Raw genomic sequence first — 14127 nt, forward strand, 5'->3', positions numbered from 1 at the left:
GCCTCGGCCGGAGCGGCGGTCTCCTCGGCGGGCTCGGCGGCCTGCGGGGCGCCCGCCGGGGCGGTCGCCTTACGTGTGGCACGACGGCGTGCTCGCGGCGCGGCGGTCACCGCCTGGGCGACCTGCGCCTCCTCGGCGGCCGCGGCGTCGGCCGCGGGCTCCGCGTCGGCCGCCTCGGCCGATCCGGCCACCACCGCGCCCACGGCGGCGACGGCCGGGACGACGGCTTCCGCGGCCTGCGCCTGCGTGGCCTCTCCGGTCCCGGCGGCCTCTGCGGCCTTCGGCGCGCCCGCGGGACGCGACGCGGCGCGGCGCCTGCGGCGCGGCGGCAGCGTGTCGCTGGGCGAGTCGTTGTGTTGTTCGTTGTCGTTGTTTCCGGCGGTGCCGGATTCGTTCGGCTCGAGCATGCGGGCAGTTCTCCCGTCACGCTCCCGGGCGCCGCGCCTGGTCCGGTCCGGCCGCGGCCCGCGTGATGTGCGCGGTGCCGCCGTCCGGGGCGCGGGCGCCGCACGGGAGCTGATGTCTGGCTCGCCGGTTCCGTACGCGATGTACGCACGGCCTGGCGAAAGTCTCCTGTGTCATCGCGCTGCCCGACCCAGGTGGCTCCCGAGTACCAGGGCTGCGCTCGACGACCGTCCTTACGCGGCGGGACCTTCCGGCGCCGTCGCAGGGGCGGTCCCGGCGGCCGTGGATGGTGCGGCCAGGACTGCCTCGCGGTCGGGCGCGAGCGGGTCGGTCACCGTGCCGGACTCCTCGTCGAAGAGCCCCTGCGCCAGCCTGGTCACCGCTGCGGGGACCGGCGGCGCCAGGTCGGCCACAGCTCGGAGACCGGACAGGACGTCGTCGGGTCGCACGGCAGGTGTTACGTGCCGAACAACCAGGCGCAGTATCGCACAGGGCCTGTCCCCGGGCCTATCGGACGCCGCCGGAGCCGCTTCGAGGGCGGCGACGGCACCCCGGGCGTCGAAGGTCCGCATGCCGTTCTTCGTCTTCCGCTGGACCTCCACGGTCTCTGCGGCGAGGAAGGCGGCAGCGGCGCTCTCGAGCTCCTCGAGCCCGACACCGTCCAGGCGCAGCTCCCACACGGAGGCGGTGAGCCGGTCGGCGAGGCCCGAGGTACGGGCCTCGACCGCGTCGGTGATGTCGAGCCCGCCCGGCAGCGACTCGTCGAGCAGCTCACGCAGCTTGTCCGGGTCGCGGTGCGCGGTGAGGGCGATCTCCAGATACTCGGCCTCGCTGCCCGTGCCGGTGGGTGCGGCATTGGCGTACGACACCTTGGGATGCGGGGTGAAGCCCGCCGAGTACGCCATGGGCACCTCGGCACGCCTCAGGGCCCGCTCGAAGGCGCGCTGGAAGTCACGGTGGCTGGTGAACCGGAGGCGGCCGCGCTTGGTGTAGCGCAGTCGGATGCGCTGCACCGCAGGTGCGGGCGGCGGGCCTTCGGGCTGTCGCTTGCCCAGTGGTTCTTCTCCTCGGTGCGGGACGGGCGCGGGTGACGCGCCGTCCTCAACGTGCGGGGTGCTCCCCGGGGGCCGAGCGGTTCACCCCCGCTTGTGCAGGGAGATCTCGGGTTCGGCCGCCGCGCCGGGAACGGTCTGTGTTTGTTGTCTGCCACCCAGGTTACGCGCCTGGCCCCCGAAGCCCGCCACGGGCCGCGGCTCGCGGGGCGTGCCACCCAGCGCCCGCCATGCGTCGCGCCGTGCCTGGCGCACGGTTTCACCGGCCCGGCGCAGCGCCGCGCGCGTCGCCCGGCCGGTCTCGACGGCGGCCTTCCTGGCGGGCCGCCAGACGGTGTCGCGCACGAAGTGGCCGACGGGGGTGAGCACGCCGCGGTAGAACCAGCTCGCCGGGCGGCCCACCAGGTTCCACGCGAGCCACTTCAGTCCGCGGCCGACCGCACGCGAGATGTAACCGGCGATCCGCCATGCCACGGCGACCGCCGCCGCGATCTCGCGGCCGACGGGGGCGAGGACGTACCGGTACAGCCAGGCCGCAGGGGTGACGAGCAGGGTCGTGACCAGCCACTCGGCTGCTGCCCACAGTCCGCGCAGGACGGCGGCGATGCCGTACCCGATGCCGCGTGCCAGCCAGGCGATGCCGTGGCCGAGCGGGGTAAGCAACTGCCGGTACACCCACAGCGCCGGAACGACCAGCCCGTACGTCACCACCGGCACCACCACGTACCGCCAGAGACCGACCCACGGCCAGACGAACAGCGCCTTGCCCAGCCAGGCCAGCACGGCCGCGACGCCGTGGCCGAGCGGGGCCAGCAGCGCGCGGTAGGTCCATCGCGCCGGTGCGACGAGCAGGTGCTCGACGATCCAGGCGATGCCGTGGCCGAGCGGGGTCAGCAACCGCCGGTACACCCACACCGCCGGAACGACCAGTCCGTACGTCACCACCGGCACCACCATGTACCGCCAGAGACCGACCCACGGCCAGACGAACAGCAGCTTGCCGACGAGGACGGCCAGCCAGGCGACGCCGAGCGCGATCGGGGTGACCACCTTCTCGTGGAACCAGCCGACGGCCCGTCCCAGCGGCCGCAGCAGGACCTTGTGCACGGTCCGCCCGCAGATCATCAGTACGTCCCAGATCATCCGCACCGGGAGGACGACGAGGACCACCACGATCCGTACCGGAATCCTGATGACCTCGGCGAGGCAGCCGTCGCCCGGCTCGTAGTCCCTCGGTGCCACGGGCGCGGCGTGGCGCTGGTCGGCAGGTCCCTGCGACGGCTTTTCCAAGTCCATGTCAGGAAGGACGCCGCACAGCCCCGTACGGATCCACCACCTGCGCTTTCGCCCGGGGTTCTCGCGAACGGACGAAGGCCCGGCCACGGATCTCCCCGTGGCCGGGCCCTCCCCCGAGCGGTGCTGTGCGGCCGGCGCTACTTGACGACCGTCAGCGGCAGCAGCTTCTTGCCCGTCGGGCCGATCTGGATGTGCGTGTCCATCTGCGGACACACACCGCAGTCGAAGCACGGCGTCCAGCGGCAGTCCTCGACCTCGGTCTCGTCGAGCGCGTCCTGCCAGTCCTCCCAGAGCCAGTCCTTGTCGAGACCGGAGTCCAGGTGGTCCCAGGGCAGGACCTCCTCGTAGGCGCGCTCCCGCGTCGTGTACCAGTCGACGTCGACGCCGAAGTCCGGCAGCGTCTTGTCGGCGCAGGCCATCCAGCGGTCATAGGAGAAGTGCTCGCGCCAGCCGTCGAAGCGGCCACCGTCCTCGTAGACCGCGCGGATGACGGCTCCGACGCGGCGGTCGCCGCGGGAGAGCAGGCCCTCGACGATGCCGGGCTTGCCGTCGTGGTACCGGAATCCGATCGAGCGGCCGTACTTCTTGTCGCCCCGGATCTTGTCGCGCAGCTTCTCCAGCCGTGCGTCGGTCTCCTCGGCGCTCAGCTGCGGCGCCCACTGGAACGGCGTGTGCGGCTTGGGCACGAATCCGCCGATGGACACCGTGCAGCGGATGTCGTTCTGCCCGGAGACCTTGCGGCCCTCGGCGATGACCTTGACCGCCATGTCGCCGATCTGCAGCACGTCCTCGTCGGTCTCCGTCGGCAGACCGCACATGAAGTACAGCTTCACCTGCCGCCAGCCGTTGCCGTACGCGGTGGAGACCGTACGGATCAGGTCCTCCTCGGAGACCATCTTGTTGATGACCTTGCGCATGCGCTCGGAGCCGCCCTCGGGGGCGAAGGTGAGACCGGAGCGGCGGCCGTTGCGGGTCAGCTCGTTGGCCAGGTCGACGTTGAACGCGTCGACGCGGGTCGACGGCAGCGACAGGCCGATCTTGTCTTCCTCGTACCGGTCGGCGAGGCCCTTGGCGATGTCGCCGATCTCGCTGTGGTCCGCGGAGGACAGCGACAGCAGGCCGACCTCCTCGAAGCCGGTCGCCTTGAGACCCTTCTCGACCATGTCGCCGATGCCGGTGATGCTTCGCTCCCGCACGGGGCGCGTGATCATGCCGGCCTGGCAGAAACGACAGCCGCGGGTACAGCCGCGGAAGATCTCGACGGACATCCGCTCGTGGACGGTCTCGGCGAGGGGGACCAGCGGCTGCTTCGGGTACGGCCATTCGTCGAGGTCCATGACCGTGTGCTTGGAGACCCGCCACGGCACACCGGACTTGTTGGGCACGACCCGGCCGATGCGGCCGTCGGGCAGGTACTCGACGTCGTAGAAGCCGGGGACGTAGACGTTGCCGGTCTTCGCGAGGCGGAAGAGGACCTCCTCGCGGCCACCCGGACGGCCCTCGGCCTTCCAGGCGCGGATGATCTCCGTCATGTCGAGGACGGCCTGCTCGCCGTCGCCGATGACGGCGCAGTCGATGAAGTCCGCGATCGGTTCCGGATTGAAGGCGGCGTGGCCGCCGGCCAGGACGATCGGGTGGTCGACCGTGCGGTCCTTCGACTCGAGCGGGATGCCCGCGAGGTCGAGGGCCGTGAGCATGTTGGTGTAGCCGAGCTCGGTGGAGAAGCTGAGCCCGAAGACGTCGAAGGCGCCGACGGGGCGGTGGCTGTCCACGGTGAACTGCGGGACCTTGTGCTCGCGCATCAGCTCCTCGAGGTCGGGCCAGACGCTGTACGTACGCTCGGCAAGCACGCCCTCCCGCTCGTTCAGCACCTCGTAGAGGATCATGACGCCCTGGTTGGGCAGACCGACCTCGTAGGCGTCCGGGTACATGAGCGCCCAGCGGACGTCGCAGGACTCCCACGGTTTGACGGTGGAGTTCAGCTCACCGCCGACGTACTGGATGGGCTTCTGCACATGCGGGAGCAGCGCTTCGAGCTGTGGGAAGACCGACTCGGCAGACATCTACGCGACTTTCATGAGCTGGCAGGGGTGACCCTCAAGCGTACCCTGGCGCTCAGCCTCTCAGGGCCGCCCGCAATTTCGGGCGGGACGCCCTCCGCCAGACCTCCGGAAGCTCGCGCTCGTTGTCCGTGGCGCCCGCCTGCTCCTGCCCGTACAGCAGGCCCCAGGTGAATGCGGTCTCCCCCGCCGCGTGCGCCTGGATGGCCAGGTCCCGCAGCGCTTCCCGTGCGACGACGCTGTCCTGGTGCTCGCCGAGGAGGCTCTGCACGGCCTTCACCTGCTTGCCGATCCGTTTGGCCGGCTTTCCGAGCGCGGGCCTGGCTGCCTCTGCCGCGTAGCGGGCGCGTTTCGCGGCTTTGCGGGCCTCGTGCATGGCCAGGTCCCGTTCCCTGCCGGGGGGCAGGTCGAGGGCGTGCTCGACACGGGTGGACAGGCGGGCGTAGTCCTTCAGGACGGCCTTCGCCAGCACGTCCTCGGGAGCGCGGGAGGCTGCCTTCCGCAGCGGCGGCTCCGCGAGCAGCGCGTCGAGGGCGTCGAGCAGCGCGAGGTAGCGCCCGCTGTCCAGGGCGGCGACGGCCCGTTGCTGCGCCTCCGCGCCGCCTCCTGCCGAGCGGACGCGCAGCCGGGCGTGCACGGGGCCGAGGACGAGTTCGTCGGGCAGCGCGTCCACTGCGGAGCGCAGCCGCTCGGTGAGCACCTCGTGGTCACGGGCGACCCCCAGCTCCGCGGCCAGCCACTTGAGCTCGTCGGCCAGGGGGCCCGTGACCGCGCGGTCGACGACTTTCCCGTAGCTGCGGAAGGCGCTGCGCAGGCGGCGGGTCGCCACGCGCATCTGGTGCACCGCGTCGGGCACGTCCCGGCGTACACCGGGGTCGTGGGCGACGAGGGCGTCCCGCTTGTCGCGGAGGTACGCGAGCACGTGGTCGCCGGCCGTCCGCGGCGCTCGGGCCGCCGGGGGTTCCTCCGGCGCGGAGCCCGTCTCCGCGAGGGCTCGGCTGAGTTTGGACGGCGAGTCGGCCGCCAGCACGCCTGCCTTGCGGAGCTTCTTGTCGACCGCGTCGAGGAAGGCCGGATCTCCTCGGTCGGCGAGTTCGACCTCGATCTCGTCCCACTGGGCGGTGCGGTTGCCGTCGGTGAGGCGCTGTGCGACGACCGCGTCTCTGCTGAGCTCGGCGAGCAGAGCGCCGTCGGCGTCGACGAGGTGGAGCACGTCGCGCGAGGACAGCAGTCGTACGACGGGCACGATCTCGGCCCCGCGGGTGTGTGCGCGCACGAGCGCGGCAAGCGGGTCGGGCAGCAGGTCGGACAGGGGCGCGGTGATCTCGTCACGCACGCCGGGGGCGACCGGCAGTTTGAGATGCCATCCGGCGTCGCTGCCGCCGGTCCTGCGCCGAAGCGTGATCGCCGCGGCGGCGAGCCTCAGGTCGGCCGTGTCGTAGTACACCGCGTCCAGGTCGGCGACGCCCTTGGCTACGACGTCCGAGACTCCGGGGACCTTTCTCAGGTCGGGCAGAGGCGTGTCGGGAGTGGCTTCGTACTTACGCTCGATCTCGCGCTTGGTGTCCGCCATGCCCCGAATTTAGTCGCTGAGTCGGCTCGGCGGCAGGTCACTCGGTCGGCCCGTCCGGCCTTTTCCCCGGCCTCGTCCGTCGCGGGACCGGGGGCGGACGAGCGGGACTGCGGGCTATGCGCTTATCGGGCGCTGGACGCGGATCGACTGGAGCAGTCCGACCGCGATCCAGACCGCGAACATCGACGTGCCTCCGTACGAGACGAACGGCAGCGGCAGACCCGCCACGGGCATGATGCCGAGGGTCATGCCGATGTTCTCGAAGGACTGGAAGGCGAACCAGGCGATTATCCCGGCGGCGACGATCGTGCCGTAGAGCTCGGTCGTGTCGCGGGCGATGCGGCATGCGCGCCAGAGCACGACGCCCAGCAGCGCGATGATCAGGCCGGCCCCGAGGAAGCCGAGTTCCTCACCGGCGACGGTGAAGATGAAGTCGGTCTGCTGTTCCGGCACGAACTGGCCGGTGGTCTGGTGGCCGTTGAACAGGCCCTCGCCGTACAGTCCGCCCGAGCCGATCGCGATCCGCGCCTGGTTGGTGTTGTAGCCGACACCCGCCGGGTCCAACTCGGGGTTGGCGAACGCGGCGAAACGGTTGAGCTGGTACTCGTCGAGGAGCCCGAGGAACGCGACCAGGGCCGCCCCGGCCGCTCCGGCGCCCATGATCCCGAAGATCCAGCGGTTGGACGCCCCGGAGGCCAGCAGCACGCCGAGGACGATCACCACCATCACCATGACCGAGCCGAGGTCCGGCATCAGCATGACGATGACCATCGGCAGCACGGCCAGGCCCAGCGACTTGGCGACGGTGCGGTGGTCGGGATGCACTTGGTCGCCGGCGTCGACCCGGGCGGCGAGCATCATCGCCATCCCCAGGATGATCGTGATTTTCACGAACTCCGAGGGCTGGAGGGAGAAGCCGCCACCCAGCTGGATCCAGGCGTGCGCGCCGTTGATGGTGGCACCCAGAGGGGTGAGCACGAGCACCACGAGCACCACGGAGAGCCCGTACAGGAACGGGACGGCCCCACGCAGGGTCCGGTGGCCGAGCCAGATCGTCCCGATCATCAGCACCAGGCCGATACCGGTGTTGAGGAGGTGCCGGACGAGGAAGTAGTAGGGGTCGCCGTGGTTGAGCTCCGTGCGGCCGCGCGTCGCGGACCACACGAGCAGTGCCCCGAGCAGCGACAGCGCGATCGAGGACAACAGGATCGGCCAGTCGAGCCTGCGTACGACGGAGTCGCGGGCGGTGAGTCTGTTCCAGAGCCCGCCGCGCGCGGGGCCGTAACCGGAGACGGTGAAGCCGCCTGTGGCCATGGCTCAGTCCCTCCACGCGGGCGGGCCCGCGAGCAATTCTTCGGTGTCCTTCGGCTTCGGAGGCACGTAGGGCTTGACCTCCGGCGCCTCGATCGAGCCGTCCGGGGAGATCTTGGGCAGGGTCTGCTGGGGCTTGGGAAGCAGAGCCCTCTTCAGGTCCTGGTTGCCTTCCTTGTCCAGCCCGTACATCGCGTCGTAGATGTTGCGCACCGCGGGGCCGGACGCGCCGGAGCCCGTACCACCCTGGGAGATCGTCATGACGATGGTGTAGTCGTCGGTGTAGGTGGCGAACCACGAGGTGGTCTGCTTGCCGTAGACCTGGGCGGTACCGGTCTTGGCCCGCATCGGGATCTTGTCCTGCGGCCAGCCGCCGAACCTCCAGGCGGCGGTGCCGCCGGGCGTGACGACGGAGCGCAGGCCCTTGTCGAGGTCCTTGATGGTTTCGGCGCCGACCGGCAGTTTGCCGTGGGCCTTGGGCTTGATCTCGTCGATCTTCTTGCCGTCGGGGCTGATCACGGCCTTGCCGATGGTCGGGTCGTAGAGGGTGCCGCCGTTGCTGATGGCGGCGTAGGCGGTGGCCAGCTGGATGGGGGTGATGAGGACGTCGCCCTGGCCGATCGAGAAGTTGATGCTGTCGTAGGCCTTCAGCTGGTTGCCTTCGAGGCAGCTCTCGTAGGCGATCTGCTCGACGAAGGTCCCGCCCTTCTTGCCCTGCTTGCACCAGGTGTCCTTGTTGGCCTCCCAGAACCTCTTCTTCCACTGCCGGTCGGGGACACGGCCGGTGACCTCGTTCGGCAGGTCGACGCCGGTCTCGGAGCCGAATCCGAAGTCGTGGGCGGTCCGGTAGAACCAGTCGTGGGCGTTCTTCTTCGGCTTGAGGCCGCCGTCGCGCTTCCACTCCTCGTGGCCGAGGCGGTAGAAGACGGTGTTGCAGGAGAACTTGAGGGCGTCTCCGAGGGAGATCGGGCCGTGCCCCTGGGACTCGAAGTTCGCGAAGCTCCGGTTGCCCATGCTGTAGGAGCTGGTGCAGTTGTAGCGGCCGTCGAAGGGGTAGCCGGCGCGCACGGCCGCGCTCGCCGACACGACCTTGAAGACGGAGCCGGCGGGTGCCTGGCCCTGGATGGCCCGGTTGAGCAGGGGGTAGTTGGAGCTCTTGCCGGTGAGCCTGGCGTAGTCCTTGGCGGAGATGCCGCCGACCCAGGCGTTGGGGTCGTAGTCGGGCTGGGAGGCCATGGCGACCACTCGGCCGGTCCGGGACTCCATGACGACGACGGCGCCCGCGTCGGCCTCGTAGGGGCGGCCGGTGATCTTGTCGGTCTCCTGCCGGACCTTTTTCATCGCCTGGTGGAGCTCGCGTTCGGCGACGGCCTGGACACGGGCGTCGATGCTGGTCACGAGGTGGGAGCCGGGCACACCTGGATCCGCCTCGGCCTGGCCCATGACCCGGCCGAGCTTGTCCACCTCGTACGACGTGACGCCCGCCTTGCCGCGCAGCTGTTCGTCGTAGCTGCGCTCGAGGCCCGAACGGCCGACCTGGTCGGAGCGCAGGAACGGCGAGTCGCTGTCCTTCGCCTTCTGGATCTCCTCGTCGGTGACGGGGGACAGATAGCCGAGCACCTGCGAGCTCCGCGCCTTGACGGGCGCCGGGTAGCGGCGGACGGCGGTGGGCTCGGCGGTGATGCCGGGGAAGTCCTCCGTCCGTTCACGGATCTGCAGGGCCTGTTGGGTGGTGGCCTCGTCGGTGACCGGGATCGGCTGGTACGGGGAGCCGTTCCAGCAGGGCTGCGGCGTCTCGGAGTCGCAGAGCCGGACCTTGTCCATGACCTCCTTCGGCTTCATGCCGAGGACGCCGGCGAGCCGGGTGAGGACGGCCTTGCCGTCGTCCTTCATCTTCATCAGCGCGGTGCGGGAGGCAGAGACCACGAGGCGGGTCTCGTTGTCGGCCAGCGGCACACCGCGGGCGTCGAGGATCGAACCGCGGACGGCGGGCTGGACGACCCGCTGCACGTGATTGCTCTTCGCTTCGTCGGTGTACTCCTCGCCGTTGCGGATCTGGAGGTACCAGAGCCGACCGCCGAGGGTGAGGAGGAGGGAGAAGACGAGTACCTGGATGATGACGAGACGGATCTGGACCCGGGGGGTCCGCCCGGTCTCCGGGATGTTGCTCATACCGCTGCCCCCTCGGTCACAGTCGCTTCACTCCCTTGATGCGCCCGGCACGGGCGGCCCGTGTCTTCGCCGCCTTGAGGCGCAGTCCGCCGCGAGGGGCGCCGATGCGCAGGCCCGTGCCGGAGGCGAGCCAACCCGCCGCGACATCGGCGCCGTTGGAACTCTGGCTGTCGGCGAGCGGATCGTTGTCGCTGCGTCTGGCGAGCCACATGATCAGCGGCACGGTGAAGGGTGCGAGCAGCAGGTCGTAGACGACGGCGGTGAGCAGCAGGCTCGTCAGACCCACATGGCGGGCGGCGGTGTCACCGACGAGGGCGCCGACCATGGCGTACAGCAGCGTCGAGCCGACGGCCGCGGCGACGACCACGGCCATCGGGCCGGTGGCGGACCGCAGCGGCTGGCCGTTCTCGGGGCGGACCAGACCGGCCAAATAGCCGATGACGCACAGGACGAGCGCATAGCGGCCGGCCGCGTGGTCGGCGGGCGGGGCGAGGTCGGCGAGCAGGCCGGCTCCGAATCCGATGAAGGCGCCGGCCATGTGTCCGTAGACCATCGCGAGTCCGAGGACGACGAGGAGCATGAGGTCGGGGACGGCGCCGGGCAGTTGGAGGCGGGAAAGGACGGAGACCTGGAGGACGAGGGCGACCACGACGAGCGCCGTCGAGAGCAGCATCCGGTTGAAACGCATGACGGATCAGCTCCTAGTTGTCGTCGTTCTGGCCTGTGGCGTCGCCGTCACCGGCGCCGGGGTCCTGCTCGTCCTGCGCCTGTCCGTCTTCCTGTGCCTGGCCGTCTTCCTCCGCCTCGCCGTTGTTCTCGCCCTGTGCCTCGTCGCCGTCGGGCGACACCCCGGGGGTCACCGTGACCGTGACGGTGGGAGTGGGCTTGGGGGCCTCGGGCTTGGGCGGCAGCACGGTGTCGCGGGGATCGTCGAGCGGCGCCTGGACGACGACACCGACGACGTCGAGCTTGCTGAAGGCGACGTAGGGGCGCACGTAGACGTTCCGGGTGAGGTCGCCTCGCGCCGGGTCCACCCGCACGATCTCACCGACCGGGACGCCCGGCACGAACGGCTTGTTGGCCTGTGAGCCGAAGGTCACCAGCCGGTCGCCCTTCTTGACCTTCGACTTGCCGTTGAGGAGCTGGACCAGCAGCGGCCGGTCGCCCTGGCCGGTCGCGAAGCCAAGTTCGTCCGTCTTCTCCATGCGGGTGCCGACGGTGAAGTCCGGGTCGCTGGCGAGCAGGACGGTCGAGGTGCGGGAGCCGACGGTGGTGACCCGGCCGACGAGCCCCTCGTTGTTGATGACCGTCATGTCACGCTTGATGCCGTCCTCGGCACCGATGTCGATGGTCACCGTCCAGGAGAAGCCCTGGGCGGCTCCTATGGCGATGACCTCGGCCCCCTTGATGCCGTACTGGCCGGCCGCCGCGGTCCTGATCATGCCGTCGAGCTGGCGCAGCCGGCTGCGGTTGCGGTCGTCGCTGCCGAGGCGCTGCTTCAGCTCTGCGTTCTCCAGCTGGAGCTGCTTGATGCGGTCGTGGCGGTCACCGGAGTCCCGGACCGCCCCGATCGCGTTGCCGATCGGGTCGACGGCGGCCGCGACGCCGTTCTCCACGGGCCCGAAGACGGAGGCTGCGGCCTGCCGGGCGCCGTCGACCGGTGACTCCTCGCCGCCGCGGATGTCCACCGTGATCAAGGCGAACGCGATGGCGATCAGCAGCACCAGGAGCAGCCGGCTCTCCTTTGTGTCCCTCACGTGCGGCGGCCGTGCCTTCCTCGTAGGAATGGTCGTATCGGTAGAGCAACGATCCTTCCCCGGTGTCGGAGGCGGGGAGGACCCCATCTGGGGGCCTCACAGCCCCCGTTCGGCGAATTGTCCGACCGTCTAACGCCGCGGCTGGGCGTCCAGAACCTGCTGGAGCGCCTCGAACTCCTCGACACACTTGCCGGATCCGAGCGCGACCGAGTCCAGCGGGTCCTCCGCGATGTGGATCGGCATGCCCGTCTCGTGGCGCAGCCGCTCGTCGAGGCCGCGCAGCAGCGCCCCACCGCCGGTGAGGACGATGCCCCGGTCCATGACGTCGCCGGAAAGCTCGGGCGGGCACTTGTCGAGCGTCGTCTTCACCGCGTCGACGATCGCGTTGACCGGTTCCTCGATGGCCTTGCGGACCTCCGCGGCGGAGATGACGACGGTCTTGGGCAGACCGGAGACGAGGTCACGGCCGCGGATCTCGGTGTGCTCGTCCTTCTCCATCTCGTACGCGGAACCGATGGTGATCTTGATGCTTTCCGCGGTCCGCTCACCGAGGAGGAGCGAGTACTCCTTCTTGATGTGCTGGATGATCGCGTTGTCCAGCTCGTCGCCGGCGACGCGGATGGACTGTGCTGTGACGATTCCGCCGAGCGAGATCACGGCGACTTCAGTGGTGCCGCCACCGATGTCGACCACCATGTTGCCGGTGGCCTCGTGGACGGGAAGACCGGAGCCGATGGCGGCGGCCATGGGCTCCTCGATGATGTGCACCTGCCGGGCGCCGGCCTGCGTCGACGCCTCGATGACGGCGCGGCGCTCGACTCCCGTGATGCCGGAGGGCACACAGACGACGACGCGGGGCCGGGCGAGGTACCGACGCTTGTGGATCTTCAGGATGAAGTAGCGGAGCATCCGCTCCGTGATCTCGAAGTCGGCGATGACGCCGTCCTTCAGCGGCCGGACGGCAACGATGTTGCCCGGTGTCCGGCCGATCATTTTCTTCGCCTCGGCGCCGACCGCGAGAATGCCGCCCGTGTTGGTGTTGATGGCGACGACGGACGGCTCGTTGAGAACGATCCCCCGGCCTCTGACGTACACCAGCGTGTTGGCGGTCCCGAGGTCGACAGCCATGTCACGGCCGATGAACGACATGTTGTTCCCCATGAGGATGCGTCTGGCCTTCCCAAATCGAGCATTGATGGCTTATCAGGATGGCGAGGTGGGTGCTGTGGCGTGGTGGCTTACATCGTAGTGCCGCCTGCACGGAGACCGCGCGGTGGTCCACCTCTGTTTATGGTGACGATGCGTCGGAGCGATGCGTTCCCGCAATACCCGCGCCTATGCCGAAGGGCGACCGAAATTCCATCGGTCGCCCCAGGGCAAGAGCGCTGTTCGGCTGACGCGATGTCAGGAAAGACCCGGGAAAAAAATCTTCAGTTCCCGAATGGCGGACTCCTCGGAGTCCGAGGCGTGGATGAGGTTCTCCCGGACGATCGTGCCGAAGTCGCCCCGAATGGACCCCGGCTCGGCGGCAATCGGGTCGGTCGGACCCGCCAGGCGGCGTACACCCTCGATGACCCGCTCGCCGTCGACGACCATCACGACGACCGGGCCGGAGAGCATGAACTCCACGAGCGGCTCGTAGAACGGCCGGCCGACGTGCTCGGCGTAGTGCTGCTCCAGGGTGGCACGGTCGAGCGTGCGCAGCTCAAGCGCGGTGATCTTCCAGTCGGCCTTGCGCTCGATGCGGCCGATGACCTCGCCCACGAGTCCACGACGGACGGCGTCCGGCTTGAGCAGGACGAGGGTGCGCTGAGTCATGGTGTGCGGCTCCTTGCAGGCCAGATGTGTGCGGTTGGGCCGACATTACCGGGTGTGACGTGGGGGGCGTCACCCGCCCCGCCCCCCAGGGCGGCAGCCCGCCCGCGACACGGACGCCACGGGTCCTTACGGTTCGGCCGTCTCCGCCTGCGCCGCCCACTTCGCCTTCGCCTCGTCGATCTTGCGGCCGTAGTGGACCGACGCCCACCACAGACCGGCGAAGAGGACGCCGAGGAAGAACATCGCCGGCACCACGAACCCGCTGGCGATCAGCGCGATCTGCAGCGCCCAGCCGAGCTGTATCCCGCCGGGACGGGTGATCATGCCGCACAGCAGCAGCGACAGCAGCATCGCGACACCGCAGACCGTCCAGACCACCGCCATCGAGGCGTCGTCCGACTTCATGGCGACCAGACCGGCGAAGCCGATGACGAAGAACTCGCCGATCAGCGTCGATGCACAGAGCGTACGCACGTCGAACTCAGCCCTTTCCCAGCAGCAGCCGGGCCTCGCCGACCGTGATCACGGAACCCGTCACCAGCACACCCGCGCCGGCGAACTCGGACTCCTCCTCGGCAAGCGTGATCGCCGCCTCCAGCGCGTCGTGGGGGCGCGGCGCGGCGGCCACCCGCTCGTCACCGAAGACCTCCACGGCGACCGCGGCCCGAACGGAAGAGCGTGGG

General features: G+C 70.0%; 12 protein-coding genes and 1 pseudogene. All 13 read right to left on the reverse strand.

Annotated elements, in window-relative coordinates; translation table 11 throughout:
• The coding region (locus ABZ070_RS28680) for a hypothetical protein (RefSeq protein ID WP_356638239.1) at positions 1 to 407 on the reverse strand (407 nt) is incomplete at its 3' end.
• 231 nt (positions 408 to 638) lie between these two features.
• Positions 639 to 1418 carry a TIGR03936 family radical SAM-associated protein gene (locus ABZ070_RS28685; RefSeq protein ID WP_356638240.1) on the reverse strand — a complete coding sequence of 260 codons (780 nt, stop codon included), beginning with the start codon at positions 1416 to 1418 and terminating at the stop codon, positions 639 to 641.
• A 123-nt stretch (positions 1419 to 1541) separates the two neighbouring features.
• Complete coding sequence (locus ABZ070_RS28690) at positions 1542 to 2753, reverse strand: hypothetical protein (protein ID WP_356638241.1); 1212 nt, start codon at positions 2751 to 2753, stop codon at positions 1542 to 1544.
• A gap of 137 nt (positions 2754 to 2890) precedes the next feature.
• Positions 2891 to 4816: a TIGR03960 family B12-binding radical SAM protein gene (locus ABZ070_RS28695; RefSeq protein WP_356638242.1), complete on the reverse strand. Its 1926-nt coding sequence runs from the start codon at positions 4814 to 4816 to the stop codon at positions 2891 to 2893.
• Positions 4817 to 4868: 52 nt separating this feature from the next.
• Entirely contained in the window at positions 4869 to 6386 is a 1518-nt protein-coding gene (locus ABZ070_RS28700; RefSeq protein ID WP_356638243.1) for a CYTH and CHAD domain-containing protein, read from the reverse strand.
• A gap of 114 nt (positions 6387 to 6500) precedes the next feature.
• On the reverse strand, positions 6501 to 7700 hold the full coding sequence (rodA, locus tag ABZ070_RS28705) for a rod shape-determining protein RodA (protein WP_356638244.1): 1200 nt from the start codon (positions 7698 to 7700) through the stop codon (positions 6501 to 6503).
• Positions 7701 to 7703: 3 nt separating this feature from the next.
• Positions 7704 to 9869: a penicillin-binding protein 2 gene (gene mrdA / locus ABZ070_RS28710; protein ID WP_356638245.1), complete on the reverse strand. Its 2166-nt coding sequence runs from the start codon at positions 9867 to 9869 to the stop codon at positions 7704 to 7706.
• Between the two features lie 16 nt (positions 9870 to 9885).
• The gene (gene mreD, locus ABZ070_RS28715) at positions 9886 to 10557 is read right to left on the reverse strand and encodes a rod shape-determining protein MreD (RefSeq protein WP_356638246.1); all 672 of its coding nucleotides are present in this window, start codon (positions 10555 to 10557) and stop codon (positions 9886 to 9888) included.
• A 13-nt stretch (positions 10558 to 10570) separates the two neighbouring features.
• Positions 10571 to 11626, reverse strand: a complete 1056-nt coding sequence (gene mreC / locus ABZ070_RS28720) for a rod shape-determining protein MreC (protein ID WP_356638247.1) — start codon at positions 11624 to 11626, stop codon at positions 10571 to 10573.
• Positions 11627 to 11755: 129 nt separating this feature from the next.
• Positions 11756 to 12775, reverse strand: coding sequence for a rod shape-determining protein (locus ABZ070_RS28725; RefSeq protein ID WP_356638250.1), 1020 nt, complete (start codon positions 12773 to 12775; stop codon positions 11756 to 11758).
• Between the two features lie 255 nt (positions 12776 to 13030).
• Positions 13031 to 13444 (reverse strand): nucleoside-diphosphate kinase, encoded by a 414-nt coding sequence (gene ndk, locus ABZ070_RS28730; RefSeq protein ID WP_356638248.1) that lies wholly within the window; start codon positions 13442 to 13444, stop codon positions 13031 to 13033.
• 126 nt (positions 13445 to 13570) lie between these two features.
• On the reverse strand, positions 13571 to 13918 hold the full coding sequence (locus tag ABZ070_RS28735) for a DUF4233 domain-containing protein (RefSeq protein WP_356638249.1): 348 nt from the start codon (positions 13916 to 13918) through the stop codon (positions 13571 to 13573).
• Positions 13919 to 13925: 7 nt separating this feature from the next.
• Positions 13926 to 14127 (reverse strand): annotated as a pseudogene (locus ABZ070_RS28740) (dihydrofolate synthase); the annotation flags it as partial.

Origin of the sequence: Streptomyces sp. NPDC006283, assembly GCF_040613325.1 — a bacterium.
GTDB lineage: Bacteria > Actinomycetota > Actinomycetes > Streptomycetales > Streptomycetaceae > Streptomyces.